Raw genomic sequence first — 17,258 nt, forward strand, 5'->3', positions numbered from 1 at the left:
TAAAACTGTAGGAGCCAGCCTGCTGGCGATGGACTCAAGTGCGCCGCGGTTATCCGGTTAACACGCGTTATCGCTAACGACCATCGCTGGCAAGCCAGCTCCCACAGGGGACCGCGTCCGAGTCCAATCCAGTGAAAGAACCGATCAAAGCGTCGGCAATTGCCCGATGCGGCCCATCATCTCGGTCACGATCTGCAAGTCCAGCAGGAATTGCTCTGTCGTCTTGAACTCGTTGTCGTTGTGACCGGTGTACTTGACGTCCGGCATGGCCAGGCCGAATTGCACGCCGTTAGGCAATTCATGCACGGACGTGGCGCCGGCGGAGGTGCCGAATTTGTGTTCCATGCCGAGGTTTTCGCTGGCCACCGCGAGCAGGGCCTTGACCCATTCACCCTCGGGGTTGCGGTACATCGGTTCGGCAATCGACAGGTCGAAGGTCGGGGCGATCCCGGTCTTCTTGCTCCAGGCGTCCAGCTTGGTGGCGATTTCGGACTTGAGCGCTTCTGGCGTCTTGCCCTTCGGCACGCGCAGGTTGACGGCGAGTTTGAAGGCTTTGTCATCCATCCCGACAAAAGTCAGGGAAGTGGTCAGCGGGCCCATGAACTCATCGGCAAAACCGACCCCCAGCTTGCCACCCAGGTAGTCCAGCCCCCAGTTGTCGGCGGCGTAGCGGGCGGCGTCGGTGATCTGGTTGTGCTTGAGCGCGACCTTGCCGTCGAGGCTATTGATGAAGTCGAGCATTCTGGCCACCGGGTTGACGCCAGACTCGGGCTCGGAGGAGTGGGCGGAAACGCCGGTGACCGTCAGTTTGACGTCCTTGCCGTCGACCTTGGCAGCCACTTCGAAGTTGCCGCCATTTTGCTTGGCGTACTCAGTGCCGGCTTTTTGCAGGCTGGCAGCCAGTTCGGCGGGCTTGTCGGTCACCAGGGTCGCGACCGATGTCGATGGAATCTGGTTGGTGGCCAGGCCGCCGGTCATCGAAATGATTTGCGCGCCTTTGCCTTCGCCAGCACGCTTGGCGAAGCTCGCCATGACGGTGCCGTAGCCTTTCTCGGCGATCACCACCGGGTAGCCGCCATCCAGCGCCAGGTTGTAGTTGGGCGTCGGGTTGCGCTCGAAGTAGTAGGGGATGGCGTCACCGCTGGTTTCTTCGGTGGTGTCGACCAGCAGCTTGAAGTTGCGCGCCAGCGGCAGTTGCTCCTCCTTGATGATCTTCATGGCGTAGAGCGCCACCACGATGCCGTTCTTGTCATCTTCGGTGCCGCGGCCATACATGCGATCGCCGACCAGGGTGACCTTGAACGGATCGAGGCGGGTGCCGTCCTGCAGAACCCAGTTCTCCGGCGTCACCGGCACCACATCGGCATGGGCGTGAATGCCGACGACTTCATCGCCCTTGCCTTCGAGGGAGATCTCGTAGACGCGGTTGTCGATGTTGCGAAAGTTCAGGTTGAACGCCTGGGCGATGCCCTTGATCTTCTCGGCAATCTTGAGGAACTCGGGATTGTCGTGCTGGTCAACGCCGTCCACGCGCACGGTCGGAATGGCCACCAACTCCTTCAGGGTCTCGGTGGCCGCGCTGCCGTACTTCACCCGGGCATAAAGACCCAGCAAACGATGGATTTCGTTCTGCTGCTCAGCGGACAGCGCCTTGTTGTCGAGGAAGGCACCGATGGCCGGGCCGAGGTCGTCGGTTTTGGCGACATCGCTCTTGGCCAGGGTTTGCAGGAACTGGCGGAAATCCTTGACCGAAGCATCAGTGAACGTCTTGAGGATGATCGCGCTCTGTTGCGGTGTGATGTTGGCGTGGGCAACGCTGGTGAACGACGAAAGGCTGGCGAGCATCAGGGTGGTCGCAGCCAGGTGCTTGAGTGAAAAATCCATTGCTGGGGGCATTCCTTTGCAGGCGGGTTGTAAGAAATATCTGATCGTTTGATCAGAAACATTTCAAAACTAACACCATGAGCCTGTGAAACGGGAGTCCCTGAAGTGGGATCTGTCGCACAGAAATGCAAAAGCGACGCAGAAACGAAAAAACGCTCTTTCAGTGTTTACATTCCGCCAACACCACCTGGCAGGTATCCGGCGTGCCACCCGATCGGCCGGCATAGCGTTTGCAATTAGCCAGGGATTTCTGGCGTGCGATGTTCAAGGTGTTGCCCCAAGCGAGGCCTCCTTCGCCGACAGTGGGAAGTGCCTTTGCATAGCAGGTTGAGCCGATGCTTGAGGCTGCAGGGCGAGCCGTGGTGGTTTTGCCTGAACATCCGGCCAGCAGCGCCAGATTGGCGGCGAGCAGGGAAAGCAGGATCCATGACGAGCCTTGGCGTGCTGTATGTCCCGTCATTGCGGTTCCCCTGTATCAAGAGGCGTGCTCAAGGTCGTGCCTATTCAGATTAGGCCTCTTTCAGGACATCCTCCACCTTCGGCTGGACCTGCCTCATTCAATTGAATTATGTGGTTTTGGTATTACTGCTATCCGATTGGGTCTATTCATTAATTAATGCCTGGGCGGTAGTTTGCATCTCTGCGATGACACGTCGAGAGCCACTCATGACCCGGGATTCCATCCGCAAGTACGCACATGCCGCCGTCAGGGCGGGTACCCTCTGTCTCACCCTGACTGGCGGGGCGCTGGTGGAGGCTGCCGAGCGCAGCCCGCTGATCATCAAGGATCAAGGCAGCCTGATTGCCGGCGGGGGACTGATCACTCAGCCGGGCCGCTTCGATCCTTACAAACCGCTGATGCCGGATGGCCAGACCTACCATGGCGACCATGTGTATGCGTTCTATCAGGTACCGGTCGATGCGCACCCGTTGCCCATCGTCATGTGGCATGGCGCAGGGCAATCGGCGAAGTCCTGGGAAACCACGGCCGATGGTCGTGAAGGCTTCCAGAACATCTTCCTGCGGCGCGGGTTCTCCACCTACCTGATCGACCAACCGCGCCGTGGCGATGCGGGGCGCAGCCTGGTGGAAACGACGATCAAGCCAGTGCCGGACGAGCAACTGTGGTTCAACCAGTTCCGCATCGGACTGTGGCCTGAAACCTTCGAGGGCAGTCAGTTCCCCCGTGGGCCACAGGCGCTGGAGCAATTCTTCCGTTCGATGACACCCAACACCGGTCCTTATGACATTGAAGTCGCCTCCGATGGCGTATCGGCGCTGCTGGACAAGACCGGGCCGGCCATCCTGTTCACCCACTCTCAGGGCGGCGGCCCCGGCTGGATGACCGCGATCAAGAGCCAACAGGTGCGGGGCATCGTCGCGTTCGAGCCGGGTAGCAGCTTCGTGTTTCCCGAAGGCGAGGTGCCGGCGCCGATTCCCAGCGCGTTCGACACGCTCTCGGCGCAGGTCGTATCGAAGGCGCAGTTCGAAGCGCTGACGCATATCCCCATCCTGATCATCTACGGCGACAACATCCCCGACAAGCCGGTTCGTTTACCGGCACAGGACAGCTGGCGTGCCCGGCTCGAGATGGCGCGACTGTGGCGAGACACCGTGAACCGCCATGGCGGCGACGTGCGGCTCATTCACCTGCCGGAGATCGGCATCAGGGGCAACAGCCACTTCCCGTTTTCGGACCTGAATAACGTCGAAATCGCGGACCTGGTTTCGCAGTTTCTCGCCGAGAAAAACCTCGATTGATGCCGAGCAGGGCAATCGCTGCCGCACACCCTTGGAAACTGGAATTGTCAGGAGTATTCACAAGATGCGAACCACGCTGAAGGCCACTCTCATGGCCGCCATGATCGGCATGTCGGGCGTTGACGCCGAGGCCGCGGACTACAAACACAATCCCTACACCTTGACCTACGCAGGCGCGCTGGTGAAGAACGAACCAGGCAAGGTCAACATCCATCCGGTCACTTACAAACTCAACGGCCTGGACATCGCCGCCAACGTCTACACCCCGGCCCATTATGACGCGGCGAAGAAATACCCGGCCGTCGTCGTGGCGCATCCCAATGGCGGGGTGAAGGAGCAGGTCGCCGGCCTGTATGCCCAGCGCCTGGCCGATCAGGGCTACATCACGATCACGGCGGATGCGGCGTATCAGGGGGCCAGCGGTGGCGAGCCGCGCAACATCGACAAGCCCGCGTACCGCATCGAGGACATCCATGGCATGGCGGACTTCATCGCCCGCAATCCGGGCGTCGACAGCGCACGACTGGGCTTGCTCGGTATCTGCGGCGGCGGTGGGTATTCGTTGAAGGCGGCGCAAACCGACAAGCGCTTCCAGTCGATCGCGACCCTGAGCATGTTCAACTCCGGGCTGGTACGTCGCAATGGCTACCGGGACTCGCAACTGTCGACGATCCAGGAGCGCCTGCAGCAGGCTTCGGCCGCCCGCGCGCAGGAAGCAGCGGGCGGGGAGGTGCTCTACGTCGGCGACGCCAGACTGACCGATGAGCAGATCGCCAGGCTGCCATTCGATCTGTATCGGCAGGGTTTCGAGTATTACGGCAAGACCCACGCCCATCCGAACTCGACCTTCCGCTACACCCAGAGCAGCCTGCTGGACCTGATGAGCTTCGATGCCACGGACCAGATCGAACTGATCGACCAACCCTTGCTGATGATCGCCGGCAGCAAGGCCGACAGCCTGTACATGTCGGAGCAGGCGTTCGCCAAGGCCACTGGAACCCGGGACAAGAAACTGTTCACGATCGATGGCGCGACCCATATCGAAACCTATTGGGTGCCCGAGTATGTGGACGTCGCCATAGGCCAGTTGAACGCGTTCTACGCCAGAACACTCTGACTCGAGGAATCCTTGATCATGAAAAACACGCTTTTTGGCATCGCGGTGTGCGCCGCGGCGCCTTTTGCCGGCGCAGCAGGGGCCGACAGTGTCAGTGAGCCCAGGGCCGCCCAGCAGATCAGCCGGGCAGGAAGCCAGGCTTCGGTCGCCGGCCCGGCGGATTATTTCACCGGACAGGTGCGCGTCGATCCGTTGTTTCCTGCCACGGGCGAGAACAATGCGTCCGGTGCCTACGTCACCTTCGAGCCGGGCGCGCGTTCGGCCTGGCACACCCATCCTGCCGGCCAGCGATTGGTGGTGACCTCCGGCGTCGGCCTGACGCAGGAGTGGGGCAAGCCCGTGCAGGAAATCCATCCGGGGGATGTGATTGTCTGCCCGCCGGGCGTCAAGCACTGGCATGGTGCCGCTGCGACGAGCCGCATGACGCACCTGGCCGTGACCGGTTCGGTAGAGGGCAAAAGCGTGCAATGGCTGGAGAAGGTCACCGATGCCCAGTACAGCGCCCAGCGTTCCGTTGCACCGCAAACCTTGCCTGCTACGCGACCCGTTTCCGAGACATTGTCCGCCAGGCAGCAGGCCATCCCGTTGATTGCCGCCGCCATGGCCACGAGCAATATTCCCCGACTCAATGCGGCCCTGAACCAGGGGCTTGATGCGGGGCTGACGGTCAGCGAGGCCAAGGAAATACTGGTGCAGCTCTACGCCTACAGCGGTTTCCCGCGCAGTCTCAATGCCCTTGGCGAGTTGATGAAAGTGGTGGATGCACGCAAACAGCGGGGCATCAAGGATGTTGCGGGGCGCGAGCCCGGTCGCGTCATTCCCGTCGGCGATGAGTTGCTGGCAGTTGGCAAGGCCAACCAGACGCGCATTGCCGGGGCGCCTGTCCAGGGGCCGCTGTTCGACTTCGTCCCTGTCATCAATCAGTACCTGCAAGCGCATCTGTTCGGCGACATTTTCGAGCGCGACAACCTTGACTGGCAAAGTCGGGAGCTGGCGACCGTCGCGGCGCTGGCCACCACACCGGGCGTAGAGTCACAACTGCGCTCGCACATGGCCGCCAGCCTGCGGGTTGGCCTGACTGTCGGGCAATTGCGTCAGTTGACCCGGTTACTGGCCGATCAGGGGGATGCTGAAGCCGCCAAGCGCGCCGCCGAGGCGCTGGACGCCACCCAGGCCAATCAGCCCGGATAGCGCAAGGCTTCGCGCAGCAGGGTAAAGGCTGGCGAGCTTTGCCGTCGGCTCGGGTAATAGAGGTGGTAGCCAGAGAAGGGTTCGCACCAGTCCGTGAGCACGCGTATCAACCGGCCCTGCGTGACATGCTCCTGCACCAGGTCTTGCGGCATGTAGGCCAGGCCCAACCCCTGCAGGGCAGCCTGCAGGCGCATGGCGATGTTGTTGAACACCAGTTGGCCCTCGACGCGGACGTTCACTGGCTGGCCATTCTTCTCGAACTCCCACGAATACAGCCCGCCGTGAGTCGGCATGCGCAAGGTGATGCAATTGTGCTGCATCAAATCATTCGGGACGACGGGCTTTGAGTATCGGGCGAAGTACGCGGGGGAGCCGACCACCGCCATGCGCATGTCGGGGCCGATGCGCATGGCGATCATGTCCTTGGCGACCTGCTCACCCAACCGCACGCCAGCGTCGAAGCCTTCGGCCACTATGTCGGTAAAGCCGTAGTCGACGATGATTTCGATGTTGAGGTCAGGATAGTCCGGCAGCAATTTGGCCAGTACGGGGTGCAGAACCGTGATCGCAGCATGCTCGCCGGCCGTGATCCGCAATTTGCCCGCCGGCTTGTCGCGGAACGCGCTGAGCAGGGCCAGTTCGTTGTCGATCTCTTCGAACCTGGGGGCGATCACCCGTAGCAGATGCTCGCCGGCTTCAGTCGGCGAAACGCTGCGCGTGGTGCGAGACAGCAACCGGACACCCAGTCGATCCTCCAGCTGGCGCATGGCGCGGCTCAAGGCCGGCTGCGACATACCCAGCCTGGCAGCGGCACGGGTGAAACTGCGCTCCTGTGCCACGGCCGAGAAGATCGCCAGTTGGTCGTAGCTTTCGACGGTCATTGATACGCACCTGTTATGAACCGGTTGCGATTATGCCATTTGAAGTGAGTAATGGTGTTGTCCTGGAACGCTTACGGTCTGGTCAAAAGAGTGCCCCTGGGATCTCTGCTCGAAAAAACGATTTTTCAATCCCCTGGTTACAGAAAATCGACAAGTACCGTCCTCAAGCCAATGCCTCCTGCGCCGAGCCTTGCTGAACGAAGCGTTCAATCAACCACCGCGCCGCCGGCCCCGGTGGCACATCCGTGCGGTAGATGACGTCGAAGGAGTATTGACCGCTTTTGTATTCCGGAATGTTCAGTTGCACGAGTCGGCCGCTCTCCAGATCTTCCTGGACCATCGGGGCCGGCATGTTGCCCCAGCCGATGCCTTCACGCAGCAGCATGTGCTTGGCGCCCAGGTCCGCCAGCCGCCAGGTGCGGTTGCTGAGCACGGCGAAATCCTTGTCCTTGGTCAGCACCGAACGGTCGGACAGCACCAGTTGCGTGAACTCTCGCCCGGTGCCCGGAACATTCGAGTCGCTCGATGCCAGAGGATGATTCGGGGCGGCCACCGGAATCAACTCGACACTGCCGACGCCCATTCTTTCGATACCGTCGATGCCTTCATTCATGGGCCCACTGACGCCGATGATCGCGCCACGGTTGATCACCAGCTCGGTGACGGCGCCGAGGGCCTCCATATGCAAGTGCAGGGCAACGGTCGGGAATGCTTCGCGAAAGGATTTGAGTGCATCCACCACGCGTTCGGGCGGAAGCATTACATCGAGTACCACGTGAACCTCGGCTTCGAGCCCCTGGAGCAGGCCCTTCACTTTGGCGCGTAATCCATGAATACCGTTGGCGATGGTCCTGGCTTCGGCCAGCACGGTGCGGCCGGCATCGGTGAGCTGGGGTTTGCGGGTGGTCTGACGGTCAAACAGCGACACGCCGAGCTGCATTTCCAGGTTGGCGATCGAGTAACTGATGACCGAGGTGGCCCGGTGCAGTTTTCTGGCCGCTGCGGCAAAACTGCCGACTTCCACGACCGTCAGGAAAACGCGCAGCTGGTCCAGTGTCGGTGTTCCGGGGTCAGAGATCATGCCAATTTCCTCGAACGTAATGGCCAATATTATCCCGGTACAACGTATAGCGTCATGCATCTGCCCGGTGTGCTGAAAAAATGAAACACCAGGCAGATAAGCGCAAAACCGCGACAGGTTGAACAAGGCTCCTAAAGAGTGGCGAACCGTGATCGGCGACAGTTGAGTCGTCGAAAGCGACACCCGCATACGGCGTATGCGCAGCGGCTGGAATGGTTCAGCTGCTCTCTGGAAAGGAGAAACGAAATGACTGATTTTATGCCTACCCCCAACGAAATCGCCGGCAAAGTCGTGATTGTCACGGGCGCCGCCAGTGGTATCGGCCGTGCCATCGCCGAGCTGTTTCATTGCCGTGGCGCCAAGGTCATTGCCGAAGACATCAACCCTGAAGTGAACGCTCTCGAGCGTCCGGGCCTGGTGCCATTCGTGGCCGACATCACGGTCGATGGCTCGGCGGAACAAGCGGTTGCCCTGGCCGTTCAGCACTTCGGCAAGCTCGATGTGCTGGTTAACAACGCGGGACGGATCATCTACAAGCCTCTGGTCGAGATGACGCGCGAGGACTGGAGCTGGCAGATGGAGACCAACGTGACGGGCGCGTTCCTTCATTCCCGTGAAGCGGCGAAGGAAATGATGAAGCAAAAGTCAGGCGCCATCGTCAACATTGCGTCCTATGCCTCTTACTTCGCGTTCCCGGGCATCGCGGCCTACACCGCATCGAAAGGGGCACTGGCGCAACTGACCCGAACCCAGGCGCTGGAAGCGATAGAGCACGGTATTCGAGTCAATGCGATTGGCGTGGGCGACGTGGTCACCAATCTGCTCAATCACTTCATGGAAGATGGCCCGGGCTTCCTGCAAGAGCACGGCAAGTCGGCACCGATCGGCCGTGCCGCTTCGCCCGATGAAATCGCCGAGATCGTGGCATTCCTGGCCTCCGAGCGCGCCAGTTTCATTGTCGGCTCGGTCGTCATGGCCGATGGCGGCATGAGCATTCCCGTGGGCAGTTGATTGGCCGGTTGTACTTGCGGCACGACGAGCGCCGTGCCGCGTTTTCATTTGCGGTAATGACTGGGCGGAACGCCGACCTCCCGTTTGAATGCCTGGGAAAAATGGCTGGCGCTGCTGTACCCGACCTCAAGCCCCGCATCGATGATGCTCATGTCGGTTTCGATCAGCAGTTGCCTGGCCTTGGTCATTCTCAGCCTGATGAAGTAGCGCGAGGGTGAAAGCCCCGTGGCGCGTTTGAACAGGCGGCTGAAGTGGTACTCGCTCATCCCGGCTGCGTCGGCCAGATCCCCCAGGCAAAACGTCTCGCCCAGCGACGCCTCCATCGCAGTCACCGCACGCTTGAGCTTGAAGGCCGGCAGGGCGTTGCGCTGAACGATGTTATCGGCTTGCGCATCCAGATAGTGGCGCGCCAGGTGCACGGCGATGCACTGGGCGATGCCTTGCATCAGCAGCGGGCTGGTTTCTCCCCGGGATTGCAGTTCGACTCTGAACTGTTCGAACAACAACGATAAAGTCTCGTCACGCCCCCCGGATATTTCACGCAGACCAATCGAACCAGTGACGTGTTTGCCGGTTTCCTGAATCGCTCGTTCCAGCAGGGGCAGGCCGAGGTAAATGTGCATCACCACAAAGGGCTCCGCACTGGTCACTTGCCAGCGCATTTCGTAGGGCACGGCGCTGGTGGTGAGGAAAAAATCCCCCTTTGTCACTTCACTCGCCCGCCACGCTTCGCCTGCCTCCCGTTCCTCAATGGTGGCGCTCCCGGAAAGTACCCAGACAATCAGCGGCTCAGCCACGGCGGGAACGATGACGCTTTGCTCGATCCGCTCGCGGGTAAAGATCTGCACCAGCACATCGTTGGAAAAAACCTCGTCGGAGGCGGCCAGGCGCTGACCGCGAATGTGGGCCTCCAGGCCTGTTGCAGACGTTCGCTCAGCGGTTTGCACGATTGAGCTCCCTTTCGATGGGGTGATTTGCTTGTCTATTTTATCGAATCTAATGATCTAAATTAGTCGGCTATTCAGATGAGCTGGCCGAGAGCAACATTTCCTCAACAGGGCGGTTCATGTCGAATCGCACCCCATTGAAGGAAATGCCTCATGACGACTTCCGCAAACATCGCTCATTCCGCCACCGCTGAACAGAGCCGTTCCAACGTCACCCAGGCTTCGGCCTCGTTGATCGGCCGCGTGCTGCTCAGCGCAATCTTCATCCTCTCCGGTTTTTCGAAACTGGCCGCTCCGACCATGATGGTCGGCTACATCGGCTCTGTGGGGCTTCCCCTTCCGCAATTGGCGCTGGCGCTGGCGATCATCGTTGAGATCGGTGGTGGCCTGGCACTGATCGCCGGTTACCGCACCCGCACCGTTGCCGCTGTGCTGGCTGTGTTCAGCGTGTTTACCGCACTGGCCTTCCATAACGCCCTGGGCGATCAAAACCAGTTCATCCACTTCTTCAAGAACATCGCGATGGCCGGTGGCCTGTTGCAGGTCGTGGCCTTCGGTGCCGGTCGTTTCAGCCTCGACGCTCGCCGTCGTTGATACCCCGCGCTGCGAAGGCCAGCCCCTCGCAGCGCAATGTTTCTCTCCCTTCTTTTTCGATAGTCGAGACCTCCATGAAAGCCATACGCGTATACGAATACGGCAGCCCTGAAGTTTTACGTCTGGAAGATATTGCCGACCCGGTGGCCGGTGTCGGTGAAGTGCTGATCGATGTCGCCGGAGCCGGGGTGAACCCGATTGACTGGAAGATCCTTTCCGGTGCCATGAAAGCGTTCATCCCTTTGCCGCTGCCCTTTACCCCGGGGGTTGAAGTGGCCGGTACCGTGATCGCGCTGGGGCAGGGTGTCACTGAGTTCAGCCTTGGTGATGAAGTGTTTGGCTTCATCAACATCGTCGGAGGGTATGCGACCAAAGCCGTCGCCCAGGTTGCAAAGCTGGCGCTGAAACCCAAGTCACTCAGTGCCTTGCAGGCCGGCGCTGTCCCCGCAACAGCCCTGACAGCCTGGCAGGCCCTGACCGAACACGCGGGTGTGCAACGTCGGCAGAAAGTGTTGATCCACGCCGCGGCCGGTGGCGTGGGCAGCATGGCCGTGCAGATGGCCAAGTACCTGGGCGCCGAAGTCTACGCAACGGCCTCCGCGCATAATCATGCTTACCTGAAAGACCTCGGCGCTGATTACACCATCGACTACAGGACCCAGGCATTCGACGAGTTGGTGTCCGGTGTCGATGTGGTACTGGACCTGGTGGGCGGCGACACACAGACCCGTTCCTTTGCGGTGCTGAAAAAGCATGGCGTGCTGGTATCGCCCGTGAGCCTGCCGAACATGTCGCTGGCCAACGACTACGGTGTGACCCCCGCCAACTTTGCCACCCGCTCCGATGGCCGGCAGCTTTCGCTGATTGCCGAACTGTTCGACAAGGGACACCTCAGGGTCGACGTCGAGGCATTCCTGTTGAGTGACGCGAAAGTGGCGATCGAGAAAAGCATGGGCCGGCATTTACAGGGCAGGCTTGTTCTCGACGCCACGAAGTAAGGGGTTCCCCGACAGGATCAGGCAAGTTGTCAGAAGGATCTGACTAACTGGCCGACCGCCGTTATCCCTAATCTGGACTGGTAGCGAGACACCGCTCTCGCGTCACCAGACACTCAAGTGAGGGATTAGGGTCATGTCGAACATCTCGAAAAAAGTCGTTCTGATCACGGGCGCGAGCAGTGGCATAGGCGAGGCGACAGCGCGCCTGTTAGCCAGCAAGGGGGCGCATGTCGTACTCGGGGCGCGTCGTACCGAGCGCCTCGAAGTACTCTGTGGCGAGATCAACGCGAGCGGTGGAGTCGCGCACTTTCAGGCATTGGATGTCACCCGCCGAGACGACGTACAAGGGTTTGTGGACTTTGCGTTCAAGCTGCATGGCCGGGTCGATGTGATCGTCAACAATGCCGGGGTGATGCCGCTGTCGAAACTCGAGGCGCTGAAAGTCTCCGAGTGGGACCGGATGATCGACGTCAATATTCGCGGCGTGTTGCACGGTATCGCGGCCGGTTTGCCGCTGATGCAAAAACAGCAATCAGGCCAGTTCATCAATATCGCCTCGATCGGTGCCTACACCGTCAGCCCTACGGCGGCGGTCTACTGCGCGACCAAATTTGCCGTGCGCGCCATCTCGGAAGGGTTGCGCCAGGAGGTCGGCGGGGACATCCGTGTCACCGTGATTTCCCCGGGCGTTACCGAGTCCGAATTGGCCGAGAGCATTTCCGATGAAGGCGGGCGGGCCGAGATGCGCGAGTTCCGCAAGATCGCCATCCCTGCAATGGCGGTCGCTCGTGCGATCGCTTACGCCATTGAACAGCCTGCCGATGTGGACGTCAGTGAGCTGATTGTCCGCCCGACCGCCAGTGCGTTCTGAACGGAGGACTTGAACATGACGATGAAAAAATCCGCTGATCAGGATAAGTATGTCGGTCTGTGGGTCACGGCAGACGGGCTCATCCGCCATGAGCTGTTGCCCGGTGGCCGGTACGATGAAGCCCGGGGCCGCAAGACGAGTGCCTATCAGGGCCAGTATTGGCTGGAGGGTGACCATATCGAGTACGTCGACGACACCGGCTTCACGGCTGACGGGGAGTTCCGCGACGGGATCCTGTATCACGCGGGCATGATTCTTTATCGCCAGATGTAGACGCCTGAGGCCGCAGTGGCGGGTGCTCATTCGACTAAGAGTGAGCACCGCCGGCATCCGTCATCGAGCATTGCGCCCGTTATGCGTGTACCGACCTCACCACTCGCCTCACGTGGCTCAACAGGTGATCGACATCCTCGGCGGTGGTGGCGAACGAGGTGACAAAACGCACGATGTTGGGGCCCCAGCGATCATGGTAGAAGACGAACCCGGCCTTCAGCAGTGCATCGATCACGGCAGAGTCCAGCCGACAGAACAGGATATTCGCCTCGGTGCCGCCCAGCACTTCAACGCCGCTCAGCCCGGCAAGCCCCTGCGCCAGGCGCTGGGCGGCATCGTTGGCCTTGCGGGCATTGCGCAGCCAGAGATCATCGCTCAGGTACGCATCGATCTGCGCCGAAAGAAAACGCATTTTGGAGAAGAGGTGACCTGCACGCTTGCGGCGGTACCTCATTTCGGTGGCGAGCGAGGTGTTGAACAGGACGATGGCTTCCGCCGCCAGCACGCCATTCTTGGTGGCGCCAAACGACAGGGCATCCACGCCGGCCTTCCAGGTCATCTCTGCCGCCGAGCAATCCAGGGATACCAGGGCGTTGGCGAATCGGGACCCATCCATATGGAACCCAAGGGAAGCCGACTTGCAGACCTCACCGATAGCCGCGATTTCGTCCAGGGTGTAGAGGCTGCCGACTTCGGTGGCCTGGGTGATGCTGACGCAAGCGGGCTGGGTCGTGTGCACGTCACCCAGTTTTTCGCGGGTGCGCTCACGCAGTCGGGTGATGTCCAGCTTGGCCGACGGACCGTCGATGGTCATCAGCTTCGCGCCGTTGGAGAAGAACTCCGGCGCACCACATTCGTCGTTGTTGATGTGACTGGCCGGATGGCAATAGATATTGCCCCAGGGTGGCGTCATCGCGCTCAGGCACAGGCCGTTGGCGGCGGTGCCGGTGGGCACGAGAAGGACCTCCACATCGCGCTCGAAGATCTCGCAGAATTTGCGCTGGACCCGCGCCGTCAGCTCGTCGCTGCCATAGGGGCCCGCCTGGCCCGTGCTGTGTTTCACCATGGCGTGTGCCACCTCAGGCGATGCGCCTGCGATGTTGTCACTTGAAAAACCCAGGGCGGGCGCTCTGCTTGTTTCACCGTTCATCATCGAATTCTCGGCTGCGCAGGCGAAGGTGTTTCGCCTGGATGGGCGCATCCTAGGGAGAGGGACGGTTGTCGCGCTTGTAAAAAATTGACGCTTGCCTGATGGTCGACGCCCTAAGTCCTGTAGCGCGAGGGTGCGACGCCGAACGCCTGGCGAAAGGCGCGGTTGAAATGGCTCTGATCGTAAAAGCCGACGGCGTGGGCGACATCGATGATCGGTTGCCCGCTGCGCGATAGCAGGCCACACGCCCGTTCCAGACGCAGCCGAAGCAGCCATGCGTGCGGCGTCATGCCGATGGTCCGCTTGAACTGCTTGAGGAACGGGAATCGGCCCAGACCGCACAGTCCGGCAAGATCATCGAGCGTGATTCGCTGATCGATGTGACTGAAGCAATAGTCCCTGACGCGGGACCATTGCAGGGCTGAGAGCGATCCGGGAATGCTTTCGGGCGTGATTGTCCGTGACTGGCACAACAGGCGTTCAAGCAGGGTGAACCATTGCGTCTGCAGCGCTAGGCTGCCAGGTCCAACGTCCTGCTGCATCGCTTCGTGCAGCCCGCGCAGGTTGCCGACAAGCCGCGGGTCTTCGAGCAACACACTGGTCAACTCAAGTTCTCTCGGTTGACCGCTGATCTCCTCGGTCATGTCCGCGATCAGTGCCTGCGACAGACGGAACGTCTTGAGCGTATAGGCGCCGCCGCCTTCAGACGCACCATCGTGAATTTCACCCGGCGGCATCAGGGCAATACGTCCCGGCCCCAAAAGAAACGACTCGCCTTTCGAACGATGACGCTGGATGCCTTCGGTGACAAAGCCAATGTGGAAGTCGAGGTGGTAATGGCGATCGAAGCCGACATCGGCAAAACGTGCGGAACCCAGCACCAGGCCTGGTACTTCGGACACGTGATGGTACTTGGCATGCTCAGTCATGGGACCCGTTCAACAATCGGCAAGGAGGGCAGGGGCGCACAAAGTCTAGGTGCTCACGCGGTTCAGATCCATGGGGTGCCAGTAATGGGGGTGGTTACTGAGGCACCCGCGGTCGCTACAGACCACTGAACAGGCTGATGATCACGGCATTGACCAGGTCAATGAAAAAGCCACACACCAGCGGCACGATCAGGAAGGCCTGGTGCGCCGCGCCGTACTTCTGTGTCACGGTCGACATGTTGACGATGGCTGTCGCCGTGGAACCGAGGGCGATCCCGCCGAATCCGGAAGCGATCACGCTCGCTTCGTAATCGCGCCCCATGAAGCGGAAGACCACAAAATACGTATAGGCGACCGTCAGCAGAATTTGCAGGGTCAACGCACACAGAATGAACAACAGCGCGCCGCTGAGCTGCCAAAGTTGAAGCCCCATCAGGGCCATGGTCAAAAACATGCCCAGGCAGATATCGGAGATCAGTGACAGACCCAGGCTGGCGCCGCTCCAGCTTTTCAGGCGTTGATCACCCACAAAGGCCAGCACCAGGTGGTGAATGACGATGCCCGCGAACAGGCAGCTGACAAACTTGGGCAGGGTGATGCCGGCATCGACCAGCAGCAGGTTGAGTCCATAGCCGAGCATCAGGGTCAGGTTGAGCCACATCCACGCCCAGAGCACGTCGTAGTAGTCCAGCGCCTTGCTCGGTTGTTGCTCGAGAATACCGACTTCCAGCTCCGCATCCCTGGACGGCGTCAGTCGGTAACGATCTATCAGTCGGTTGGCGATAGGGCCGCCGATGACACAAGCGGCAATCAGGCCGACGGTGTTGCTGGCGATGCCCAGTTCATGGGCGTTACTGATGCCCAGTTTCTCGACGAAAAGCGGTGCCCAGGCCAGGGTGGTACCCACTCCGCCCGTGAGGGAAATGGAGCCCACCATCAGGCCAGCCTTCGGATCAAGCCCAAAGGCCTGGGCCACACCCATGCCCAGCGAGTTCTGCAGGAGAATGAACACGGCGGCGAGTAACAGCAGGATCAGCAACGGGCGTCCGCCCTTGAGCAGTTGGCGCATGTCCGATTTCAAGCCAATGCCGGCAAAGAAATAGAGCAGCAGGGTGTCGCGAACCTGCAGGTCGAATTCGACCTGGATATTCAGGCCGAAGTAGAGCAGGGATGTCACCGCCGCACAGACGAAGCCGCCGACGACCGATTCGGGGATACAGTATTGACGGAGAAAGGCGTTGTGCTGGACGAGGGTTTTGCCGAGGAAAAGCAGGAGGATGGCAAGGGTAAAACTCACGAGGCCGTGAACCTGGAAGAGCTGTGAAGTCATTTAAGGCCTACCTGAAAACTGAACAATCATTATCAGGATCCGGTCATTCAATGTTTGGACCTGGATCAATGAATGGTCGATACAGCCACTTCCAGCCTTGCTCGCCAGATAGCTCCGATCATCAGCTACGCCTGTGCGCCAGCAGTGAGGACAGCCTAGCCTGAATGGGAAAACCCACCAGTATTGGCATAGGCTGCCATCACGCTTGCGATGGTCAATCCAACAGTGCGGCTTAGCGCTTGATCAGGGAAATCTTCGTCCCCTCGATACTGACCCCCGCCATTAGCCCTTGCTGGTCGAAGATGAACGCGTAGGCGTCGTCTTTCAGCGTCGAGCTGGACAGGTTCTTCGCCACCCCTTCATCAACCACGACAACCGTTGGCCCCACACCGATTTCCCAGCCCTTGGTTTCGGCGACATATTTCACGGCTTTATCGGTCATCAGGAAAACCGCATAGCCGTACGACTGGGCGCCGGCCTGCAGCCCCCATGAACCGCTGACGGAGTTGTAGTAATTTTCGACTTTGGTGCCTTTCATCATGACGCCTTCGCCGTAGCTGCCACCGAACACAAGACCCGCCTTGATGATTTTCGGGAAAACCAGCACCGCTTTGGCTTCGTGCGAGATTTTTTCGGCAAAAGGATGGGCCTTGTAAAGCGTTTGCAAGGCTTGTTTGGCATCGGCATTCAGATCCTCGGCGGTGGCCGCTCCTGCACTGTTCAGGAAACCGGTCGATGCCAATGTTGCAGTGGCGAGGAAGAACGAGAGGAAGAACCGCATTGATTGAGTCATTTGCATACTCCGCTGAGGGAGCATTGGATGAGAGCAGCGGCAGGCGCCTGCATTTGGCAGGAACTGAATCCGCTGAGGTTATCCGGCGCACCCTGAAATGTGTGAATTCAAGCGTCGCTTTTGTATGAAGCAGGTGTTCGTAACAACCTGTCATTTGCGATGCCGTCAGATGTTGTGACCACTGCGTAATGGTGGTGTTCGTTCGTCAGGCCTTTCTTTGGGGGCCTGTCGAGAAAAAAGGTGTGCGGTAGAACTTTTGTCAAAGTTCACGCAGGGGAAGTCTTTAGTGTTTCTTAATGTTTCCTCTGGTCGCCGGAGATAGCAGATTTTCAAACTCTCCTGCCCTGAAACCCCCGAGCCAGCCATGTAGCGGTATTGAAGGTGGGCGAGGGCTCCAGAACCCCCGTCTGTATTCGCGATAAACGGTGAGGCCCAAATGGCGCACTG

Annotated in this window: 17 protein-coding genes; 8 read left to right on the plus strand and 9 right to left on the minus strand. The window is 60.0% G+C overall.

The window, feature by feature from the left end; translation table 11 throughout:
* Nucleotides 1-144: 144 nt before the first annotated feature.
* Together PPUTUW4_RS11510 and PPUTUW4_RS28030 are read right to left on the minus strand one after the other, a co-directional pair.
* Nucleotides 145-1,884, minus strand: coding sequence for a dipeptidase (locus tag PPUTUW4_RS11510; RefSeq protein ID WP_015094805.1), 1,740 nt, complete (start codon nucleotides 1,882-1,884; stop codon nucleotides 145-147).
* A gap of 160 nt (nucleotides 1,885-2,044) precedes the next feature.
* Nucleotides 2,045-2,344, minus strand: a complete 300-nt coding sequence (locus PPUTUW4_RS28030) for a DUF4189 domain-containing protein (protein ID WP_015094806.1) — start codon at nucleotides 2,342-2,344, stop codon at nucleotides 2,045-2,047.
* A 206-nt stretch (nucleotides 2,345-2,550) separates the two neighbouring features.
* On the opposite strand from PPUTUW4_RS28030, the gene PPUTUW4_RS11515 reads away from it, so the two are divergent.
* The 3 genes from PPUTUW4_RS11515 to PPUTUW4_RS11525 all read left to right on the plus strand — a co-directional run bounded on the left by PPUTUW4_RS11515 (nucleotide 2,551) and on the right by PPUTUW4_RS11525 (nucleotide 5,953).
* The gene (locus tag PPUTUW4_RS11515; protein ID WP_015094807.1) at nucleotides 2,551-3,645 is read left to right on the plus strand and encodes an alpha/beta fold hydrolase; all 1,095 of its coding nucleotides are present in this window, start codon (nucleotides 2,551-2,553) and stop codon (nucleotides 3,643-3,645) included.
* Nucleotides 3,646-3,709: 64 nt separating this feature from the next.
* The gene (locus PPUTUW4_RS11520; RefSeq protein WP_015094808.1) at nucleotides 3,710-4,762 is read left to right on the plus strand and encodes an alpha/beta hydrolase; all 1,053 of its coding nucleotides are present in this window, start codon (nucleotides 3,710-3,712) and stop codon (nucleotides 4,760-4,762) included.
* A gap of 18 nt (nucleotides 4,763-4,780) precedes the next feature.
* Entirely contained in the window at nucleotides 4,781-5,953 is a 1,173-nt protein-coding gene (locus PPUTUW4_RS11525; RefSeq protein WP_015094809.1) for a carboxymuconolactone decarboxylase family protein, read from the plus strand.
* On the opposite strand, the gene PPUTUW4_RS11530 is transcribed toward PPUTUW4_RS11525, so the two are convergent.
* A complete protein-coding gene (locus PPUTUW4_RS11530; RefSeq protein ID WP_015094810.1) occupies nucleotides 5,941-6,834 on the minus strand; it encodes a LysR family transcriptional regulator in 894 nt (297 codons plus the stop codon). The genes PPUTUW4_RS11525 and PPUTUW4_RS11530 overlap by 13 nt on opposite strands.
* 163 nt (nucleotides 6,835-6,997) lie before the next feature.
* The gene (locus PPUTUW4_RS11535; protein WP_015094811.1) at nucleotides 6,998-7,915 is read right to left on the minus strand and encodes a LysR family transcriptional regulator; all 918 of its coding nucleotides are present in this window, start codon (nucleotides 7,913-7,915) and stop codon (nucleotides 6,998-7,000) included.
* Nucleotides 7,916-8,161: 246 nt separating this feature from the next.
* On the opposite strand from PPUTUW4_RS11535, the gene PPUTUW4_RS11540 reads away from it, so the two are divergent.
* Entirely contained in the window at nucleotides 8,162-8,926 is a 765-nt protein-coding gene (locus PPUTUW4_RS11540) for an SDR family oxidoreductase (RefSeq protein WP_015094812.1), read from the plus strand.
* Between the two features lie 44 nt (nucleotides 8,927-8,970).
* Here PPUTUW4_RS11540 and PPUTUW4_RS11545 read toward each other — a convergent pair whose 3' ends face one another.
* Entirely contained in the window at nucleotides 8,971-9,873 is a 903-nt protein-coding gene (locus tag PPUTUW4_RS11545; RefSeq protein ID WP_015094813.1) for a helix-turn-helix domain-containing protein, read from the minus strand.
* Nucleotides 9,874-10,026: 153 nt separating this feature from the next.
* Between PPUTUW4_RS11545 and PPUTUW4_RS11550 the strand changes: the two genes are divergently transcribed.
* The 4 genes from PPUTUW4_RS11550 to PPUTUW4_RS11565 all read left to right on the plus strand — a co-directional run bounded on the left by PPUTUW4_RS11550 (nucleotide 10,027) and on the right by PPUTUW4_RS11565 (nucleotide 12,609).
* The gene (locus PPUTUW4_RS11550; RefSeq protein ID WP_015094814.1) at nucleotides 10,027-10,467 is read left to right on the plus strand and encodes a DoxX family protein; all 441 of its coding nucleotides are present in this window, start codon (nucleotides 10,027-10,029) and stop codon (nucleotides 10,465-10,467) included.
* Between the two features lie 74 nt (nucleotides 10,468-10,541).
* Nucleotides 10,542-11,465 (plus strand): NADP-dependent oxidoreductase, encoded by a 924-nt coding sequence (locus tag PPUTUW4_RS11555; RefSeq protein ID WP_015094815.1) that lies wholly within the window; start codon nucleotides 10,542-10,544, stop codon nucleotides 11,463-11,465.
* A 133-nt stretch (nucleotides 11,466-11,598) separates the two neighbouring features.
* A complete protein-coding gene (locus PPUTUW4_RS11560) occupies nucleotides 11,599-12,336 on the plus strand; it encodes an SDR family oxidoreductase (protein ID WP_015094816.1) in 738 nt (245 codons plus the stop codon).
* Between the two features lie 15 nt (nucleotides 12,337-12,351).
* Nucleotides 12,352-12,609, plus strand: coding sequence for an Atu4866 domain-containing protein (locus PPUTUW4_RS11565; RefSeq protein WP_015094817.1), 258 nt, complete (start codon nucleotides 12,352-12,354; stop codon nucleotides 12,607-12,609).
* A 79-nt stretch (nucleotides 12,610-12,688) separates the two neighbouring features.
* Here the strand turns inward: PPUTUW4_RS11565 and PPUTUW4_RS11570 are convergent, their stop codons facing one another.
* The 4 genes from PPUTUW4_RS11570 to PPUTUW4_RS11585 all read right to left on the minus strand — a co-directional run bounded on the left by PPUTUW4_RS11570 (nucleotide 12,689) and on the right by PPUTUW4_RS11585 (nucleotide 16,811).
* Nucleotides 12,689-13,810 carry a low specificity L-threonine aldolase gene (locus PPUTUW4_RS11570; protein WP_343228946.1) on the minus strand — a complete coding sequence of 374 codons (1,122 nt, stop codon included), beginning with the start codon at nucleotides 13,808-13,810 and terminating at the stop codon, nucleotides 12,689-12,691.
* A gap of 62 nt (nucleotides 13,811-13,872) precedes the next feature.
* The gene (locus tag PPUTUW4_RS11575; RefSeq protein WP_015094819.1) at nucleotides 13,873-14,688 is read right to left on the minus strand and encodes an AraC family transcriptional regulator; all 816 of its coding nucleotides are present in this window, start codon (nucleotides 14,686-14,688) and stop codon (nucleotides 13,873-13,875) included.
* A gap of 115 nt (nucleotides 14,689-14,803) precedes the next feature.
* Nucleotides 14,804-16,018 carry a sodium/glutamate symporter gene (gene gltS / locus PPUTUW4_RS11580; RefSeq protein WP_015094820.1) on the minus strand — a complete coding sequence of 405 codons (1,215 nt, stop codon included), beginning with the start codon at nucleotides 16,016-16,018 and terminating at the stop codon, nucleotides 14,804-14,806.
* A gap of 232 nt (nucleotides 16,019-16,250) precedes the next feature.
* Nucleotides 16,251-16,811, minus strand: a complete 561-nt coding sequence (locus PPUTUW4_RS11585; protein ID WP_015094821.1) for a YSC84-related protein — start codon at nucleotides 16,809-16,811, stop codon at nucleotides 16,251-16,253.
* Between the last annotated feature and the right edge of the window lie 447 nt (nucleotides 16,812-17,258).

The sequence above is a fragment of the Pseudomonas sp. UW4 genome (assembly GCF_000316175.1).
In the GTDB taxonomy this organism is placed as follows: domain Bacteria; phylum Pseudomonadota; class Gammaproteobacteria; order Pseudomonadales; family Pseudomonadaceae; genus Aquipseudomonas; species Aquipseudomonas laurylsulfatiphila.